The sequence below is a fragment of the Mycolicibacter sp. MU0083 genome (assembly GCF_963378075.1).
Lineage (GTDB): Bacteria > Actinomycetota > Actinomycetes > Mycobacteriales > Mycobacteriaceae > Mycobacterium > Mycobacterium kokjensenii.
Genome location: NZ_OY726394.1, coordinates 143,517 through 161,324, shown reverse-complemented (window position 1 = coordinate 161,324; position 17,808 = coordinate 143,517). Strand labels below are relative to the sequence as shown.

15 protein-coding genes are annotated in these 17,808 nt (G+C 69.2%); 4 read left to right on the top strand and 11 right to left on the bottom strand.

All coding sequences use genetic code 11. The features are described 5' to 3' along the window. Positions 1–18: 18 nt before the first annotated feature. The 3 genes from RCP38_RS00770 to RCP38_RS00760 form a co-directional block, all read right to left on the bottom strand. Entirely contained in the window at positions 19–1,200 is a 1,182-nt protein-coding gene (locus tag RCP38_RS00770) for a cytochrome P450 (RefSeq protein ID WP_308474815.1), read from the bottom strand. Between the two features lie 91 nt (positions 1,201–1,291). After that, positions 1,292–2,713, bottom strand: a complete 1,422-nt coding sequence (locus tag RCP38_RS00765) for a WS/DGAT/MGAT family O-acyltransferase (RefSeq protein WP_308474814.1) — start codon at positions 2,711–2,713, stop codon at positions 1,292–1,294. A gap of 52 nt (positions 2,714–2,765) precedes the next feature. Then, positions 2,766–3,995 (bottom strand): alpha/beta hydrolase, encoded by a 1,230-nt coding sequence (locus RCP38_RS00760; RefSeq protein WP_308474813.1) that lies wholly within the window; start codon positions 3,993–3,995, stop codon positions 2,766–2,768. Positions 3,996–4,085: 90 nt separating this feature from the next. Here RCP38_RS00760 and RCP38_RS00755 point away from each other — a divergent pair, with 90 nt between their 5' ends. From RCP38_RS00755 to RCP38_RS00745, 3 genes are read left to right on the top strand one after another with little or no spacing between them, the layout of a single operon-like run. Then, positions 4,086–4,988 (top strand): alpha/beta hydrolase, encoded by a 903-nt coding sequence (locus RCP38_RS00755; protein ID WP_308474812.1) that lies wholly within the window; start codon positions 4,086–4,088, stop codon positions 4,986–4,988. Positions 4,989–4,991: 3 nt separating this feature from the next. Next, complete coding sequence (locus tag RCP38_RS00750; protein ID WP_308474811.1) at positions 4,992–6,059, top strand: acyl-CoA dehydrogenase family protein; 1,068 nt, start codon at positions 4,992–4,994, stop codon at positions 6,057–6,059. A gap of 1 nt (position 6,060) precedes the next feature. After that, positions 6,061–7,221 (top strand): acyl-CoA dehydrogenase family protein, encoded by a 1,161-nt coding sequence (locus tag RCP38_RS00745; protein ID WP_308474810.1) that lies wholly within the window; start codon positions 6,061–6,063, stop codon positions 7,219–7,221. Here the strand turns inward: RCP38_RS00745 and RCP38_RS00740 are convergent. From RCP38_RS00740 to RCP38_RS00710, 7 genes are all read right to left on the bottom strand, one after another. Further along, positions 7,218–8,210, bottom strand: coding sequence for an alpha/beta fold hydrolase (locus tag RCP38_RS00740; RefSeq protein WP_308474809.1), 993 nt, complete (start codon positions 8,208–8,210; stop codon positions 7,218–7,220). The genes RCP38_RS00745 and RCP38_RS00740 overlap by 4 nt on opposite strands. Next, positions 8,207–9,016, bottom strand: coding sequence for a meso-2,3-butanediol dehydrogenase (gene budC, locus RCP38_RS00735; RefSeq protein WP_308474808.1), 810 nt, complete (start codon positions 9,014–9,016; stop codon positions 8,207–8,209). The genes RCP38_RS00740 and budC overlap by 4 nt, the downstream gene beginning before the upstream one ends. Beyond that, positions 9,009–10,013, bottom strand: coding sequence for a transketolase family protein (locus RCP38_RS00730; RefSeq protein WP_308474807.1), 1,005 nt, complete (start codon positions 10,011–10,013; stop codon positions 9,009–9,011). Before RCP38_RS00730 ends, budC begins: the two co-directional genes overlap by 8 nt. Beyond that, positions 10,010–10,861, bottom strand: coding sequence for a transketolase (locus tag RCP38_RS00725; protein WP_308474806.1), 852 nt, complete (start codon positions 10,859–10,861; stop codon positions 10,010–10,012). Before RCP38_RS00725 ends, RCP38_RS00730 begins: the two co-directional genes overlap by 4 nt. Before the next feature lie 108 nt (positions 10,862–10,969). Further along, a complete protein-coding gene (locus RCP38_RS00720; RefSeq protein ID WP_308474805.1) occupies positions 10,970–11,863 on the bottom strand; it encodes an alpha/beta fold hydrolase in 894 nt (297 codons plus the stop codon). A gap of 36 nt (positions 11,864–11,899) precedes the next feature. Further along, positions 11,900–12,703 (bottom strand): TetR/AcrR family transcriptional regulator, encoded by an 804-nt coding sequence (locus RCP38_RS00715; protein WP_308474804.1) that lies wholly within the window; start codon positions 12,701–12,703, stop codon positions 11,900–11,902. Positions 12,704–12,737: 34 nt separating this feature from the next. Then, complete coding sequence (locus RCP38_RS00710; RefSeq protein WP_308474803.1) at positions 12,738–13,706, bottom strand: MaoC family dehydratase; 969 nt, start codon at positions 13,704–13,706, stop codon at positions 12,738–12,740. A 45-nt stretch (positions 13,707–13,751) separates the two neighbouring features. Between RCP38_RS00710 and RCP38_RS00705 the strand changes: the two genes are divergently transcribed. Next, the gene (locus RCP38_RS00705) at positions 13,752–14,879 is read left to right on the top strand and encodes an acyl-CoA dehydrogenase family protein (RefSeq protein WP_465270699.1); all 1,128 of its coding nucleotides are present in this window, start codon (positions 13,752–13,754) and stop codon (positions 14,877–14,879) included. A gap of 80 nt (positions 14,880–14,959) precedes the next feature. Here RCP38_RS00705 and RCP38_RS00700 read toward each other — a convergent pair whose 3' ends face one another. Then, positions 14,960–17,230 carry a PGRS repeat-containing protein gene (locus RCP38_RS00700; protein ID WP_308474801.1) on the bottom strand — a complete coding sequence of 757 codons (2,271 nt, stop codon included), beginning with the start codon at positions 17,228–17,230 and terminating at the stop codon, positions 14,960–14,962. Between the last annotated feature and the right edge of the window lie 578 nt (positions 17,231–17,808).

The window sequence follows — 17,808 nt, the reverse complement described above, 5'->3', positions numbered from 1 at the left end:
GGGCTCACCGCCGGGAATTCACTGCACGAAGGTGGGCATGGCCGCCCATCCGCGCACCGCGGCGGTCTCCGACGGCACCGCGCCGTCCCAGTCGACTTCCCACTCCGGGAAACGTTTGAGGATCTCCTCCAACGCGATCCGGCCTTCCATACGGGCCAGCGCGTTGCCCATGCAGAAGTGCGTTCCGGCGCCGAACGTCATGTGCGGGTGGGCTTCCCGGTGGATGTCGAAGACATCGCCGTCGGGTGGGAACTGACGGTGGTCGCGGTTGGCGGCACCGACGAGCATCAACATGGCCGAGCCCTCGGGCACGGTGCGGCCGTAGTATTCGACGTCGCGGGTGACGTAGCGGGCGATCTGCAGCGCCGGCGGTTCCCAACGCAGGATCTCTTCGATCGCCTGCGGGATCAGACTCGGGTCGGCGACCAGGTCGCGTCGTTGATCGGGGTAGTCCGCCAATGTCTTGCCGGCCCAGCCGATCAGCCGGGTGGTGGTCTCCGATCCCGCGGTGGCGATGACGGTCAGGTACATCAGCAGCTCGTCTCGGCGCAGCGTACGCACCGTGCCGGTCTCGTCCTCGAACTCGGCGTTGAGCAGGTCGGTCATGATGTCGTCGGACGGATGCTTGGTGCGCCAGTCGATGAACTCGCTGAACACCTCCCCGGTGGCCATCGCGTCGAGCGTGGTGCCCTGCAGGACCTCTTCACCGTGGTCGGTGATCTCGCGTTGCCGGTCCTCGGGGATACCCAGCAGCATGCCGATCACCCGCATCGGCATCTGTTCGCCCAGATCGTTGACGAAGTCGAATCTGCCGGTGCCCACAACCGGGTCCAGGCACCGGGCGGTGAACTCGCGGATCTGCGGTTCCAACGCCAGCACCTTGCGCGGGGTGAACATCCGCGAGAGCAGATTGCGGTGGATGTTGTGGATCGGTGGGTCTTCGAAGATCAGTGTGCCCGGCGGGATCTCCATCCCGGATTTGATGATCTCCAGCACGGCGCCGCGGGCGGAGCTGAACGTCTCGTGGTCGATGACCGCTTTGTTGACGTCGTCGTAGCGGCTCAGCGCGTAGAAGTCGTGTTGCTCGTTGTAGTAGAGCGGCGCCTCTTCCCGGATCCGCGCGAACACCTCGTGGGGGTTCATGTTCAAGGCGATGTCGTACGGGTCGTAGTACAGATCGGCCTGCATCGGCACGGTCATCGAGCGTCACCCCCGAGTGCGTGTGCTGAACTCATCGAACTGAGCTTGCTGTGCACCTGCTTAGCAGCTGGACCGAGACCGGGTCAAGGGTTCAGGCCGGTGCCATCGCCGTGTCGACGGTCGTCAGCGTCTCCGGGAGACCGGCGGCACGGCGGATGTCGACGAACTCGTCGACCAGCGCGCCGGTCACCTCGTGCGGGTCTTCGAAGGTGACACCGTCGGTCAGCACCGAGATGTTGAGCTGGTCCACGTAGCTCCAGACGGTGATGTTGAGTCCGCTTCCCGCGGTCAACGGGCCCACCGAGTAGATCTCGGTGACCAGCGCACCGCCCACCCGGCCGCGCTCGCGGGGGCCCGGCACGTTGGAGATGTTGAGGTTGAGGACCTTGTTCTGGCCGTCCTTGCCCGACAACCACCGGAACAGCGATTCCGCCGGGGCCGGCGGCAGGTACGCCGACCAGCGACTGATCAGCTCGGGGCCGACCAGATGGTGGGCCTCCTTGGCCAGATTGGCGGCCTGCCTGGCCTGCTTGACCCGCTCGGTCACGTCGGCGACGTCGACCGGCAAGGCGACCAGCACCCCGGAGAACCGGTTGCCCGAGATCCGATCGGCGGAGAAGTCGAAGCTCATCGGCACCGACGCCAGCAACGGGTGGTCGGCCTTGCCGTCGTAGCGCAGCAGCAGGGTGCGCAGCGCGCCGGCGGAGATCGCCAGTACCAGGTCGTTGATGGTGACCCCCAACTGCTTGCCGGTCGCCTTGATGTCGGCCAGCGCCAGCGTCGCGGTCGCGAACCGGCGTTCGGGGGTGAGCACGTGGTTGAGAAAGCTCGGCGGCGGGGTGAACGGCCGGGTCAGGTCGGCGGAGAGCTTGCGGGTGCTGCGCCGGACCCGGCCGACACCGGCGGCGGTGTAGGCGATGGTCGCCGGGATCTTGCCGATCTGGCGGAGGTGGTCCCGGAAAGCCGAGCGCACCAACTGTCCGCCGGTGGGGGCGGGATCGGTTTCGTAGGAGTCCCGTTCGAGCTGCGGTCCGGTCACCAGGTCCATGCCGCGGGCCATCAGGTTCGCCGAGGCGATCCCGTCGGCCAGCGCGTGGTGGATCTTGCCGACGACCGCGATCCGGTTGTTCGCCAGTCCCTCGATGAAGTACATCTCCCACAGCGGGCGACTGCGGTCCAGCGGGGTGCTGCCGATCTCGCCGATCGCCCGGTCGAGTTCCCGGCGCCCGCCCGGAGCGGGCAGTGTCCACGGCCGGATGTGATACGCCAGGTCGACTTCGCAGTTCTCCCGCCACATCGGGTGATGGAACTTTCCCGGGATATCCACCAGTTGGTAGCGGAACGGGTCGAGCTTGTAGAGCCGGCTGTGGATCACCCGGCGGAAGGCTTCGACGTCGAACATCCCCTGCCGGTCGGCGTCGAGTTCGATGACCGCGATCTTGAGGGTGTGCATGTGCACGTTGGCCGTCTCGCTGTACAGCAGCAGTGCGTCCCACCCGCTGAGCCGCTTCACCGCGGATTCATCCTCATGCCCGGACCCTACCGCGCGATTCCGGCGTGCGCGGTCAGATGATCTGTTTGCTCCCGACGGTGACCCGGTCCCGGTGAATCTGGTTGAGGAACAAGCCGATTGCGGTACTCATCACCCCGGTTCGGGCCCCATCGGTCATGTCGAAACCGTGCCCGGCGCCGGGCAGTTCCACATACCCGACTTTGGAACGCGACACCGCCCGCATCCGTTCGGCGAAGCTGCGGGCCTGCTGCACCGGGATGACGGTGTCGGCGCTGCCGTGCACGATCAAGAACGGCGGCGCGTCCGAATGCACCCGGGCCATCGGAGAGGCCCGCCGGTAGACGTCGGGATGACGCCGGATCGACCGGCCGACCACCACCCGCTCCAGGAAATCGACGAACTCGACGCGTTCCGGCGTGGAACGGTCCTCCCAGTCGTAGCGACCGTAGATACCGACCACGGCGTCCACCGAGGTGTCCCCGCCGGCCGGGAGCGAATCGGCGAACTCGGGGTCGCCGGCGGCACCGCCGGTGAGCCCGGCCAGCGCGGCCAGATGCCCGCCGGCCGACGCCCCGCCGACGGCGACGAAATTGCGGTCACCGCCGAACTTGTCGACATTGGCGTGCGCCCAGGCGATCGCGGTCTTGACGTCGACGATATGGCTGGGCCAGCGATTGTGCGGCGCGACCCGGTAGTCGATGGACAGACAGACCCAGCCGTTGTCGGCCAGGTGCGACAGCAGTGCATACCCCTGCAGCATCCGGCTGCCGTGCACCCAGGCCCCGCCGGGCACGAAGATCAGCACCGGCGCCGGACCGCTCAGGTCGGAACGACGCCACACGTCGAGCACCTGGGCGGGGTCGTTGCCGTATCGGATCCCGGCGCGGTAGATGTTGCGGCGGTGCGTCAGCGCCTTGGCGACCGGGGGCAGCTGCTCGGGTTCGGGCCAGTCGATATCCAGATCGGCCGCCGAGACCACGCCGCGCAACGCGTCGCGGCCGGCCAGCGGTGTCTGCTCACGCTCGCGGCGGCGGGCGGCACCGGTGCCGGGCGTGAGCCAGGACCGGGCAGCCTTCGACCAGAACGCCGGCACCTGACGGGCCCCCCACAGGCTCATCGCGGTCAGCCCGCCCAGGGGTTCCAGGTGCTTGCCGACCACCGGCACGGCTGCCGCGGCGACGCTGGCGGCCAGCAGATAGTCCGCCGGGCGAGCCCGTTGCAGCCGGCGCAGCCGCGCGGCCAGGTCGGATCCGGTGTCCGGGTGCTGCGGTCGTCCCGTCATTGCGGCAGGGTACCGCGCCCGTCCTCGGCGGTGCCGGTGTTTCGGGTGGGCTGGCGCGCGGCGGATCGCGTCGCGGGCAATACTGGGCCGATGGGAAGCAGCGTGTTCCATCCAGATCTGCGCAGGGCCGCCCGATTCATCCCGAGGCAGGGCGTCGGGCCGCGCGCCTTGCCGGTGATCAGGGCGTTGACCGGCCTGCAGGGCCGTCGCACCCCCGCCGACGTCGAAGTACTGGAGTTGCCTGCGGGGGCTTCGGTCCGGGTGTTCCGGCCGCCGCGGCCGTCGGCCGATCCCGGACCGGCGCTGCTGTGGATCCACGGCGGCGGCTATGTCATCGGTACCGCGGCCCAGGACGATCGGCTGTGCCGGCGGTTCGCCGCGGACCTGGGCGCCACCATCGCCTCGGTGGACTACCGGCTGGCCCCGGAGCACCCCTACCCGGCCGCGCTGGACGACTGCTGGGCGGCGTTGCTGCGGCTGGCCGGCCTGCCCGGGGTGGATCCGGCGCGGATCGCGATCGGCGGGGCCAGCGCCGGCGGCGGGCTGGCCGCGGCCCTGGCCCAGTGGGCCGCCGACCGCGGTGATGTCACTCCCGTACTGCAACTGCTGGTCTATCCGATGCTCGACGACCGCAGTTCGGCCCTGCCGCGCAACCGCGACTACCGGCTGTGGACCGCCCGCAGCAACCGGTTCGGTTGGGACGCCTACCTGGGCGGCGCCGACCCGCAATCGGTGGTGCCGGCCCGGCGCGCGGACCTCAAGGGTCTGGCGCCGGCCTGGATCGGCGTCGGGACGTTGGACCTGTTCCACGACGAGGATCTGGCCTACGCGCAGCGCCTACGGCAAGCCGGGGTGCCCTGTGCGGTCGAGACCGTGCCGGGGGCGTTTCACGGCTTCGACCTGCTGCTACCCAAAGCCGGTGTGTCCCAGTCATTTTTCGCCAGCCAGTGCGCGAGCCTGCGGGACGCCTTCACGGCCTCCCGGAACGGCTGAGCGGTGACCGGTTCCAGCGCCGCCGAACTGCGGGAGTTGCGGGGTGCCGTCGCCGAACTGATGGCCAAGAACCTCGCGGTCGACGACGCCTGGGCGGAGTTGACGCGGATGGGCCTGGTCGGACTGCTGGTTCCCGAGCAGTACGGCGGCGCCGGCGGCGGGATGGTGGAACTCGGCGTGGTGGCCGAGGAATTGGGCCGGGCCCTGTTCGCCGGGCCGTATCTGTCGACGGCGGTGCTGGCGGTCAACCTGCTGCTGGCCGCCGGTGATGCGCGGCAGTGCGGACAGGTGCTGCCCGACATCGCCGCGGGCCGACGCCGGGTGGCGGTCGCCTTCGCCGAGGGGTCCTCGACCCGGCCGCCGCAACAGCCGACCACGGTGGCCCGCGGCGGTCGGCAGCCGCTGATCTCCGGCGCGAAGCGTTTCGTCCTCGATGCGGGAACGGCCGACCTGTATTACGTGCTGGCGGCGGCCGACGACGGGCCCGCGATCTTTGCCGTCGACCCGGGCAGCCCGGGTGTGCAGGTGACGCCGCTGACCACTGTCGATCCTTCGCGCAGTTTGGCCGATGTCCGCTTCACCGAGACTCCTGCGACATTGGTCGGCGGATCAGATTGCGGCGCGGCCACATTGACCGAGGCGCTGGACCGCAGCGCGGTGGCGCTGCTCGGCGAGCAGGCCGGTGCGGCCCGCTGCGCCATGGAGATGGCCCGCGACTACGCGAAGACCCGATACCAGTTCGGCCGGGCCATCGGCAGCTTCCAGGCTGTCAAGCACATGTGCGCCGACATGCTGCTGGAGGCCGAATCGGCGACCTCGGCCGCCCGGCATGTGGCTGCCGCGGCCGACGCCGCGGCGTCGGGTTGGATCGCCGATCTCGCGTTGGCTCAAGGGTATTGCTCGGATGCGTTCGTGTTCGTGGGCGCCACCAACATCCAGGTCCACGGCGGTATCGGCTTCACCTGGGAACATCCGGCCCACCGGTATCTGCGGCGGGCTCGCGGCGATGCCCAGCTCTTCGGCAGCCCGTCGTGGCACCGCGAACGGTACCTGCAAGAGAGCGGAGCGTGACGTGACGCGACCCGGCATCGACGACGAGGCCCTGCGCGCCGAGGTGCGATCCTGGCTGGCAGCCAATTGGTCACCGGAGGTCGATCGGGCGACGTATGCGGCCGCGGTGTTCGAGGCGGGCTGGACCGCACCCGGCTGGGAACCGGACTGTTACGGCCGCGGCCTGACGGATCGTCAATCACGTTTGGTGGCCGCGGAATTCGCTGCGGCAGGCGCGCCCGGATGTGGTCATGACCGGGCGGACCTGTTCGCCTGCACGGTGCACGATCGCGGCACCGAGGAACAACGGCGCCGGCTGCTGCCGCCGGCATTGCGCGGTGAGACCAAGTCGTGCCTGCTCTACAGCGAACCCGGCGCGGGATCGGATCTGGCCGGTCTGCGCACCCGGGCCGTCCGCGACGGCGACGACTGGATCGTCAACGGCCAGAAGGTGTGGACGTCGTTCGCCGCGGCCGCCGATTACGGCATGCTGATCGCGCGCACCGACCCGGATGTGCCCAAACACAACGGGATCACCTTCTTCATGCTGCCGATGCGCCAACCCGGCGTCGAGGTGCGCCCGATCCACCAGATCACCGGCGAATCGGAGTTCAACGAGGTATTCCTCACCGACGCCCGGGTTCCCGACGCGAACCGCATCGGCGCGCCGGGCGAAGGCTGGGCGGTGCTACAGGTGGCGCTGGGCTACGAGCGCCGGCTGATGGGTGATGTCGCCCGCACCGCCCGACGCAAGGAGAAGTCCAGCGGGCTGATCGATTCGGCACGCGACGCCGGCTGCCTGGACGACCCCCACATCCGCCAACAGATCGCGCGGGTACAGGCGCTGGCGACGGTGAACCGCTGGAACAACCAGCGGGCCAAGACCAGTGCCGATCGGGCCGAGTCGGCGACGCTACTGGCGTTGGGCAAGATCGCGATGTCGCGGATCCTGCACGAGACCGCCCGGGTGCAGACCGAGATCGTCGGGCCCGAATCCATGCTGTGCGGGTCGGAGAATCCGGTCGGCGACGCGGTGACGTTCCGGGCGCTGAACGCCTACTTCACTTCGATCGGCGGTGGCACCGACCAGATCCAGCGCAACATCATCGGCGAGCGGGTGCTGGGGTTGCCCAAGGAGCCCGACCCGTATCGGGATGCCCCGTTTCGGGATCTGCCGCACTAAAGCGAGCCCAGGAACTCCACCAGTGCCGCGTTGACCTCGTCGGGCCGTTCCTGGGTGAGCCAGTGTCCGGCGCCCGGATAGACGTGCAGGCCACGCAGACCGGGGATCTCGGCGCGCATCCGCTCCAGGGTCTTGGGCGTGTTGCCGCCGATCAGGTCGTGTTCACCTGCCAGGTACAGGGCCGGCTGCCGGATGGCCGCCCCGCGGAACGGCGCCAGCACCGCCGGCATCGCATTGAGGTTCCGGTACCAGTTGAGCCCGCCGCGGATACCGTGGCGCGCCAAGGCGTTCACCCAGTATGCGATGTCGTCTTCGCCGATCCAGGCCGGCAGTGCGGCCGGTGACCGCAGTTGGTCGATGAAGCGTTCCCCGAGCGGGAAATGTCCGGTCCAGCCGGTGTCGCGTACCCCGTCGGTGACGATGTCACCGCTGATGCTGTAGAGGTACGCCCGCACGAAGTGGTCCAGATCGGCGTCGATCTCGGCTTCGGCGACGCCCGGTTCCTGGAAGTAGAGCCGGTAGTAGTCGGCACCCTTGCTCGAGGCCCGCATCAGATCATCGATGGTCACGCCCTGCGGCAGGCAGCCGGTCGGGGCCTGGTAGGGAACGCTCAGGGCGGCAACGGCTCTGAACAGATCGGGGCGCATCAGCGCGCAGTACCACGCGACCGGCGCGCCCCAATCGTGGCCGATCACCACCGCCTGCTGTGCCCCGTGCGCGGTCACCACCGCCACCACGTCGGAGACCAGGTGCGACAGCGAGTAGGCGCCGATATCGGCGGGAGCATCGCTGAGACCGTAACCGCGCATGTCCAGGGCGACCGCGGTGAACCCGGCCTCGGCGATCGCGCTGAGCTGATGCCGCCAGGTGTACCAGGACTCGGGAAACCCGTGGCACAACACCACCAACGGCCCTTCCCCGGCCGACACCGTGTGCAGCGTCAGACCGTTGACGCTGAGGTCGGCATGGGTGAACGCGTCGATGCTCATCGCTTCTTCTGCAGTGCGTGGTATTCCTCGGCGTAGAGCTCCTGGAAGTTCGGCTCGCCGGTGTGTGCGGTCAACCCGCCGTCGGCGACCAGGTTGGCCCCGGTGATGAAGCTGGCGTCGTCGGAGGCGAGGAAGGAGATCACGCCGGCGATCTCCTCGGGCTCGCCCACCCGCCCCATCGGGATGTTGCGCTGATAGACCGGCTTCATGTTGGGGTGGTCCATCATGCCGCCCGGGTGGCTGTTCACCGGCCCGGGGCAGACGGCGTTGATCCGAATTCCTTGCCGCGCATGGTCGATCGCCATGTTGCGGGTCAGGTTCACCACCGCGCCCTTGGCGGTGCAGTAAGCGACCAGGCCGTAGTTGCCGGCCAGCCCGGAGATGGACGCGGTGTTCACGATGTTGCCGCGGGTGCGCACCAGGTGCGGAATGGCGGCCCGGGAGCCGTAGTAGACGGAGTCCAGGTCGACGGCCATGATGCGGCGCCAGTCCGCCGGCTGGACTTCTTCGACGGTGCCCATCGTGATGGCGCCGGCATTGTTGACCAGGATGTCCAACCGGCCGAACCGGGCCACGGCGTCTTCGACCATTGCGGTGACCTGGTGCTCGTCGGAGACGTCGGTGATGCGGGTGGCGAGGCGTTCCTCGCCGAATTCCTCGGTGAGGCGGGCCAGCCCCTTGGGATGGATGTCGGCGACCAGCACCGCTGCGCCTTCGGCGAGGAATCTGCGTACCGTAGCGGCGCCGATTCCGTGGCCGCCGCCGGTGACGATCGCTACCTTGCCGGCGTGCCGGGTCTCATCCATGCGCTGCTCCTGTCTCCGGTCGGCACCCCGTCGCACCGAGGGCCGCTTGCACGATATGGCGGGCGCCCATCCCCAGCAGGTCTGCGGTGTAATCCGGAGATCCGAAGGGCGGGAACACATCCGGGACTCCGATGGGCGTGACCGGTACGGCGACCCCGCGCAGTGCGAGCGCCTCGGCCGTCGCCGAGAACAGGCCACCGATCACGGAGTGGTTCTCCGCGGTGATCAGCCGGCCGGTGCGGCTCGCGAGCTCGGCCACCGCGTCACCGTCGAACGGCTTGAGGGTGCTCACCCGCAACACGGCCGCCGCGACGCCGGACTCGGCGAGCGTCTCCGCGGCGGCCAGGGCCTCGCCGACCCGGTCGCCGCCGGCGATGATGCCGACGTCGGTGCCGTCGCGCAGCAGGGCGGCCCTGCCCAGTTCGAAGGGCGGCATCTCCTGGGTGCGGCGGGCCGAGGCGCGGTTGAACGGTTGACGCAGGTAGACCGGCCCGTCGTAGTCCAGCACCGCGGTCAGGGCCTGGGCGGCTTCATCGGGGTCGGCGGGATCGATGACGATCATGTTCGGCACGGCACGCCAGACCGCGAGGTCGTCGATGGCGGTGTGCGACGGCCCGAACGTGGCCGAGATTCCCGGAGTGGCGCCGATGAGTTTGACGTCGGCCCTGGGCAATGCGATCTGCATGACGGCGAAGTCCGCGGCGCGCCGCGACAAGAAGGCGGCGAAGGTGGTCGCGACGACCGTCAGTCCGGCGCGGGCCAGGCCGGCGGCGGTCATCACCAGGTTCTGCTCGGCCATGCCCACCTCGATGTAGCGCTCGGGGTAGGTCTTGGCGAAGGCCGTCAGGTCGGTGTACTTCTTCAGATCCGCCGAGACGGCGACGATGTCGTCGCGCTGGTCGGCGGCCGCCACCAGCGCCTGGCCCCACGGCCCGGCTTTGGCCCGCAGTCCCATGGCGGCGGCGGCACCGCCGACACCGTCGTCAGTCGTTTTCATGCGCCCTCTTCTATCTCGCGTTGCGCAGTCTCCCACTCGTCCGGGCTCATCCGGACGAAATGGGCGTTGCGGCGGTTCTGAATGCTGGGCGCGCCCTGGGCCAGCCGGGTATGGGCGATGATCGCGCGGGGGCGCGGCCCGGCTTCGCCGTCCGCGGCGGTGAACGCGTCGATCAGTGCGTCGACGTCGTTGCCGTCGACGTCGGTCGCCCACCAACCGAACGCCCGGAATTTGTCGGTGAGCGGCTCGATCTCCAGCACGAGGTCACCATCGGCCTGAGTCCGGTTGACATCGACGACGGTGGTGAGGTTCGACAGGCCGCGAGCGCCGGCGAACATCGCGGCCTCCCAGGTCGCCCCCTCCTGAATCTCACCGTCGGACATGTAGTTGAAGACCCGCGCCGGGTTCCCGCGGTATCGCAGCCCCCACGCCATGCCGCCGGCGACGCCCAAGCCCTGACCCAGTGATCCACCGGCGAATTCGACCCCGGGCACCTCGCCGGGTTCGGCACCCAGGGTCAACGCGCTGCCGTCGGCGCCGTAGGTCTGCAGTTGCTCCGGCGACAGCAGCCCGTGTTCGGCCATCGCCGCGTAGTGCGACAGTCCGTAGTGCCCGACCGACAGCAGGCAGCGGTCTCGTGCGTCGTCGTCGAGGGCATCCGGTGACCAGTTCAGCTCGCGGAAGTAGAGCACCGCGAACAGCTCGGCCGACTGCAGGGCCTGGCCGATGTAGGCCTCGCCCTTGCCGCGGGCGGCACTCATCGCGTGCAGTCGCAGTCGGCGCGCGATCTCCCTCAGTTCGGCGGCTTCGCGCCGGGGGCTTGCCTGCAGGCTGCGGTATTCGGCCATCACTGCATACAACCGGTTGCAGTCAGCGGGTGTCAACCGACGCGTGCACATCCCGTGGCGAAACGGTCTTTACGTGGCGATATGCGGCTCACCGAGGGTTCGGAACCCTTATCCGTCACTGTGATGGGTAAGGGGGTGGCGGGTCAGGTGGCGGTGCACCATGGTCTGCACGATCTCCGGTTCTTCCTGCGCCAACCAGTGTCCGGCGTCGAGTTCGACGAATTCGTGCGGGCCCTCGAGGTAGCCGCGGCCGACGTCGACGGCCATCCGGCTGACGAAGGGATCCCGGTTCCCCCACACCAGCATCGTCGGGATGGACACCGGCCCGAAGTCCAGCGACGTGCCGTCCAGCACGCTCATGTGCCCGTTGGTCGCCCGGTACCAGTTGAGAGTGGCGGCCAGCGCACCGTCCTGGGTGAAGACGTCGAGGTACTGTTCGATCAGTGCCTCGTCATGGGCGATCCATGTCTGGCGCAGCCGAGCGAACGAATCAGCCGCCCAAGCGGTTTCGACGATGCTGCCGGGCGCCTGCACCGCCGCCAGAAACGCCCGGTAGGTGGCGACCGCGTCGTCGTCGCGTGTTCCGGTGGCGAAGCCGCGGTAGTGCGGAATGGACAGGCTGGTGAAGGACGCGATCCGCCGGTCGGCGTCCATGTCGACCGCACACCACCCGGCAGCGGCCCCCCAGTCGTGGGCGACCAGGTGGAACCGGTCGAATCCGGCGGCGGTCGCCAGGTCCAGAACGTCGCCACCCAGATGACGATGGCTGTAGGCGGAGACATCCTCGGGTCGCGCTCCGGGGCTGTAGCCCCGCTGGTCCGGGGCCAGGCAGCGATATCCGCTTCGCGCGAGCCCATCCATCAGCGGAACCCACATCGCCGACGTCTCGGGCATGCCGTGCAACAGGATCACCGGTTCACCATCATGTCCGGAGGTGAGTGCGTCGAAGGTCCATCCGCCCGCATCGAGCGATGTCCTGTTCACCGTGCCGGGTAGCTGCATGCCTCGGACCGTATCAGTGCCGGGAACCGATTGCAGTCACGTGGCGTCAATGCCCGGGCGGTCGGCGGGTTGCGCTCCGAGCCCGCGGATGTGCTCGCCGATACTGCTGCGCAGCCGCTGCTGCCCGTCGGGGGAGAGCCCCGATGCCGCACTGATCCAGTCCCCGAACAGCGCCCAGCCGAGGGTCAGGGCGCTGCGGGCCGCGACGGCGATGCGTCCCTCCTCGGCGGACAAACCGTATCGGCGGGCGATCGCCGGCCCGAGCTGTTCGTAGACCGGCAGGGACGTCGGCAGCAGCGACGGTTCGACGCCTTCGAGGATGAGCCGGCCCACGATCTGGGTCTCCAACCGGAACGACGGCAGCGCGACATAGGCGTCGAAGTCGTCGTTGGTGCGCAGATGGCGCGCATTGTCTTCGGCGAGGGCGCTCAACACCGCATGGAGCAGTTGCCCTTTGGACCCGAAGTAGCGGCTGATCATGCCGTGGTTGACGTTGGCGCGGCGCGCGATCGAGCGGATCGACGCTCCGCGGAACCCGACCGAGGCGAATTCTTCGGTGGCCGCGGCGATGAGTGCGCCGATGATCGCCTCCCGCCCGGAGGGACGTCGCGGGGTGATGCCCGGCGGTGCCTGCCGCGCGGCCACACCGGTGACGTCGAGTGCGTGGATGGTCGGGACGTCGAACGGCGCGCCGGCCGCCGGGCGCCGCGATTCCTTGCGCGCCTCGAAGGACCGTTGCCGATGCGACGGCCGGCAGTAACGGCCGACCGGCCCGCGGGCGTTGCGCGCGATGAACCGCTCTCCGCACCACTCGCAGACCCCGGAACGCTCACTCGTCACTGTGACGAGTATGCCCTATCGGCGGCCGCGGCGGTCAGAACTGCAGCGCGCTGAAGCGCCAATCCAGCACCTGACGGTCCGCTGCGCCCGCATCGCCGGCGGCATAGACCAGCGATCGCAGCTCGAGCACGTTGTCACGGGCGGATTCCACCCGCAGTTCGCTGTAGAGGGTGTCGCCTTCGTGGACGGGCGCGGTGTGATCGCAGGACTGCCAGCCCAGCACGGTGACCAGGTTCGGCAGTAGCCGGCACGCCTGCGCCAGCGCCAGGCCGATGGTGTGCCCGCCGTAGACCAGTCGCCGGCCGGCGACCCGGGAATCATGATGGGTGGCAGCGATATTGAGGGTCAACCGGGCCAGTTCGGGCGCCGACGAGACGACGTCGCCGGTGCTGGTCAGCACGGCGCCGGCCAGCCCGGGATCGAAGTGCGGTCCGGGCACTCGTCGCCGAAACGCATCCGCATCCCAGTCCGCGGTGACGTCCGGGGGCGCGGTGTGCCCGGCGCCGATCTCCGAGAGGTCGTCGGCGTGGCCGGTCTCGGCCGCGTCGGGCGACAGCGGCAGCATCGCGCAGCGGTAGAAGTCGAGCACCAGCCGATCCGCCTGGTCGACGGTGGTCATCCGCAGCGCGGCCAGGCCGGTGGACGGCCGACCGGGCTTGACCGAATTCTGCTTGAGTCCAACGACTTCGGTGCGGGTGAGGATGGTGTCCCCGATCACCGGATAGCGATGGAACGCCAATCCGCGATAGAACAGGTTGGCTTTGACGCGCTGAGTCACCACCGTCGACTGGCCGATCGCGACGTCGCAGACCAGGCCGGGATGGGCCAGCGGTGCGCTCGCTCCGGTGACCGCCCCGGACAGTTCGGCGTCCAGTGGCAGCCGCATGCGGTCGCCGACGACGGCCTGGTGCAGTGCCGCCGCACCCGCGCTCAGGGTCATCGCCGGGGCGGCGTCGAAGACCTGGCCGACACTGAGTTCATCGAAGTAGGGCCCACCGCTCATCTGAGAATCCTGGCATACGGTGGATCGGTGAATGACGAAGAGTCGATGTTGGTCGAGACCGTCCGCCAGTTCATCGATCGGGATGTGAAACCGACCGTCCGCGACGTCGAGCACGCCAACACCTACCCGGAAGCCTGGATCGACCAGATGAAGCACCTGGGCATCTACGGGCTGGCCGTGCCCGAGGAATTCGGCGGCACCCCGGTGTCGATGCCGTGCTACGTGCTCGTCACTCAGGAACTGGCCCGCGGTTGGATGAGCCTGGCCGGCGCGATGGGCGGGCATACCGTGGTGGCGAAGCTGCTGAGCCTGTTCGGGACCGACGAACAGAAGCAGCGCTATCTGCCTGCGATGGCGACCGGCGCACTGCGGGCGACCATGGCGTTGACCGAACCCGGTGGCGGCAGCGATCTGCAGAACATGACGACGACGGCGCTGGTGCACGGCGATGAGCTGGTGATCAACGGCTCGAAAACCTGGATCTCCAATGCGCGCTATTCGGGATTGATCGCGCTGTTGGTCAAAACCGATCCGGCGGCGAGCCCCCGTCACAGGGGTATCTCGGTGGTGCTTGTGGAGAATCCCTCTGCGGGACTGACCATCTCACGTGACCTGCCCAAGCTGGGCTACAAGGGCGTGGAGAGCTGCGAACTGAGTTTCGACGGCTGCCGGGTGCCCGCGGCCGCCGTACTCGGCGGGGTGCCCGGGCAGGGCTTCGCCCAGATGATGAAGGGCTTGGAGACCGGCCGCATTCAGGTGGCGGCGCGTGCGCTGGGGGTGGCGACGGCCGCACTGGACGACGCGCTGGCCTACGCGAGGACGCGGGAGAGTTTCGGACAGCCGATCTGGAAGCACCAGAGCATCGGTAACTACCTGGCCGAGATGGCCACCAAGCTGACCGCCGCCCGTCAGCTCACCCGGTACGCCGCCGAGCGCTACGACAGCGGGGAGCGCTGCGATATGGAAGCGGGCATGGCGAAGCTGTTCGCCTCCGAGGCCGCGATGGAGATCGCGTTGAACGCGGTCCGCATCCACGGCGGGTACGGCTATTCCACCGAGTACGACGTGGAACGCTACTTCCGGGATGCGCCGCTGATGATCGTCGGCGAGGGCACCAACGAGATCCAGCGCAATGTGATCGCCGCACAACTGGTTGCCCGCGGGGGAATCTGACCGGTCGCGGATCCGCCGCCAGAGATAAAGAAACACCCCGCACGATTGTGCGGGGTGTTCCTTGTGCGTAATCCGAGATGCTACGGCGCGACGGGCGGCTGCACGACGCCCGGCTGTCCGTTCTGTCCCGCAGCACCGTCGGCGGCCGCGTCGGGGCCGAGGCCTCCGGCGCCACCGGCACCTTCGACACCGCCCGCGCTGTCAGCACCCGGGGTGTCACCCGCGCCGCCGTTCTGGCCGACACCACCGATGCTGTCCTCGTCGCCGAACGCCGGGGTGAGGACGTTACCGCCGTTACCGCCGTTGCCGCCGTTACCACCGTTGTTGGCACCGTCGCCACCGGCGCCACCTGCACCGCCGGCACCACCGTGGACGCCGTCGATCGGGCCGGATGAGGAGTCACCGGAGGTGGTGTTCCAGTCCGGGTCACCCCAGCGGATGTTGCTGCCGTCGCCACCGTTACCGCCGGCTCCGCCGTCACCACCGACACCACCGGAGCCGTCGGCGTTCGCCAGACCCTCACCACCGGCGCCACCCTGGCCGCCGTCGCCACCGTGGGTGCCACCCGCGTACAGGTCGCTACCACCGTCGCCACCGCTACCGCCGTTACCGCCGGTGGCACCGTCACCGCCGGCACCACCCGCGCCACCGGTGCCGGCCGAGCCCTGCGGGCCGGGCACACCGGAGCCGACCGGGCCTTCGACCGAAGCGAAGTCCCGCACGTCGGCGATGTTGCCACCGACGCCGCCGTTACCGCCGTTACCGCCGTCACCGATCACACCGTCGTTGCCGTTGGCCGCACCGGCACCTGCCGCACCGCCGGCACCACCGTCGCCACCGGCACCACCGTTACCGGGGGCGTTGTACAGGCCGTGCACCGAGTCGGTGTCCTCGTGGACGCCGACGCTGCCGTGGCCGCCCCGACCGCCATCGGAACCGGCACCACCGGCACCACCGTTACCACCGTTACCGGCCTCGCCGCCGCCGACACCACCGGCACCACCGTTACCACCGCTGGCACCGTTACCACCGCTGGTCGCCGGGACCTGCGGGTCCAGGACGCCACCGCCGGTCGCCGTCGAACCGTTGACACCGTCGGTGCCGTCGGTACCGGACGAGGCGTTACCGCCGTTACCGCCGTTACCGCCGTTACCGTCGACGCCGGCCGCACCTGCGCTGGCGTTGGCCCCACCGGCTTCACCGCCGGCCGCAGCCGCGCCACCGTTACCGCCGGTGCCACCGTCGCCACCGGCGTTGCCGTTCAGGCCGTCTCCGACCACGCCTTCACCGTCGGCACCGTTACCGCCGTTGCCGCCGAGGCCGCCGTTGCCGCCTACGCCGCCGTCGCCGTCGGCAGCGGCCGCGCCGTTGGCCGAGCCGCCTTCACCGGCCAGGCCGGCCTTGCCGCCCTTGCCACCTTCGGCGCCGTTGCCGCCGTTACCGCCGGCGAGGCCGACGCCGGTGCCGTTGTCGGCCCAGCTTCCCGCCTCACCCGCGGCGCCGTTGCCGCCGTTACCGCCCGAGCCGCCGGTGCCACCGGCACCTGCGGCGCCACCGATGCCGACGAACGACGAACCGTCGCCACCATTGCCGCCGTTTCCGGCGTTACCGCCGGCGACACCGTTGCCGCCGTTGCCGCCGAGGATTCCGGCGTTGATGCCATCGGTGCCGTTCCAGCCGTCGCCACCGCGACCGCCGTTACCGCCGTTGCCCCAGGCACCCATGCCGAAGAAGTCCTGCGCCTGGCCCGACGAACCGCCGTTACCGCCGTTACCGCCGTCCAGTTCCGCGGTACCGGCGCCGCCCGCGCCGCCGTCGCCGCCGTTGCCCCACATCTCGCCGCCGTGGCCGCCGTTGCCGCCGTCGGCACCCAGGCCGCCGGAGCCACCGTCACCACCGTTGCCCCAACCGCCGGCCAGGCCGCCGTTGCCGCCGGCCACGCCTTCTTCGGTCGAGTTCCAGCCGTTGCCGCCGTCGCCGAACCACAGACCACCGGTCTGGCCGTCGGGGTTGAGCTCGGTGCCGTCGGCGCCGTTGCAGATCAGGCCACAGGCGCCCTCGGTCAACGGGGCGAACAGCATGTTGATGAATCCGTTGACCTCGGAGCCGAAGTCACTGTTGATCCAGTCCTGCATCATGTCGTGGAACGGCAGGTAGAACGTCTCCTGCCAGTTGTTGGCGAAGTCGGCACCGAACAGGCTGCCGTCGGCCGCACCGGGTTCACCCCACGCGGCGCTGTCGAACAGGTCGAAGCCCGAGCTGGTGTTGTCGATGCCGAAGAAGTCCCAGAAGTCGTCGAAGTCGGCCTGCGCGGCCGGAGCGGCCGCCAGCGGCGCCATGCCGAATGCCAAGAATGCGCCGACCGAGGCAGCAGCCCCGATCGCCCGATCACGCCGCCGCGAGCGGGCGGATCCTGCTTGGTTGTTGCGGTTACTGCGCCGGTTCAATGCCACTCCTGGACACTCCTTCTTAACCTTGCCAATACCTTGCGTGCGCTTAGAAAAAGCTGTGTGAGTCAACGCTCGGTGGCCAACCGTAGTAACGAAACCCGCTGTTGTCCACCCGATTCGCCAAAATGTGCGGGCATCCGGTTGAAGCGTCACTTGTTTGGACGTTAACTTCGCAATTCAGCTCTGGCGATGTCCGAAATCTTCTGTGCCGGAGTCGAGTTGACTTCCGCCGCCCCCAACGCGCGGGTGCGCAGCCGTCCCGTGACACAGGGCAAACGCCGCGACCGGCGCGGTACCGCCGCGAACACGGGATATCGGCGAAGAGATACCTGAGAGGCAAACCCCGGAAATGCGGGAATCGGCGTTTCTATCGGCGATACATCACGGCCGGGCGACGCCCGACCGACCCCAGGCTCCGGCGCCACCGCCCGCGTACGTCGTTCGGCATCCGCGACCGGCGGACCCGCCGGCGGGATCCC

Excerpts from the sequence above, each read along its gene's own strand:
- RCP38_RS00705 (WP_465270699.1), top strand. The coding sequence starts at position 13,752 with ATGTTGGTCGAGACCGTCCGCCAGTTCATCGATCGGGATGTGAAACCG.
- budC (WP_308474808.1), bottom strand. The coding sequence starts at position 9,016 with ATGGATGAGACCCGGCACGCCGGCAAGGTAGCGATCGTCACCGGCGGC.
- RCP38_RS00720 (WP_308474805.1), bottom strand. The coding sequence starts at position 11,863 with ATGCAGCTACCCGGCACGGTGAACAGGACATCGCTCGATGCGGGCGGA.
- RCP38_RS00740 (WP_308474809.1), bottom strand. The coding sequence starts at position 8,210 with ATGAGCATCGACGCGTTCACCCATGCCGACCTCAGCGTCAACGGTCTG.
- RCP38_RS00770 (WP_308474815.1), bottom strand. The coding sequence starts at position 1,200 with ATGACCGTGCCGATGCAGGCCGATCTGTACTACGACCCGTACGACATC.
- RCP38_RS00730 (WP_308474807.1), bottom strand. The coding sequence starts at position 10,013 with ATGAAAACGACTGACGACGGTGTCGGCGGTGCCGCCGCCGCCATGGGA.
- RCP38_RS00725 (WP_308474806.1), bottom strand. The coding sequence starts at position 10,861 with ATGGCCGAATACCGCAGCCTGCAGGCAAGCCCCCGGCGCGAAGCCGCC.
- RCP38_RS00760 (WP_308474813.1), bottom strand. The coding sequence starts at position 3,995 with ATGACGGGACGACCGCAGCACCCGGACACCGGATCCGACCTGGCCGCG.
- RCP38_RS00755 (WP_308474812.1), top strand. The coding sequence starts at position 4,086 with ATGGGAAGCAGCGTGTTCCATCCAGATCTGCGCAGGGCCGCCCGATTC.
- RCP38_RS00710 (WP_308474803.1), bottom strand. The coding sequence starts at position 13,706 with ATGAGCGGTGGGCCCTACTTCGATGAACTCAGTGTCGGCCAGGTCTTC.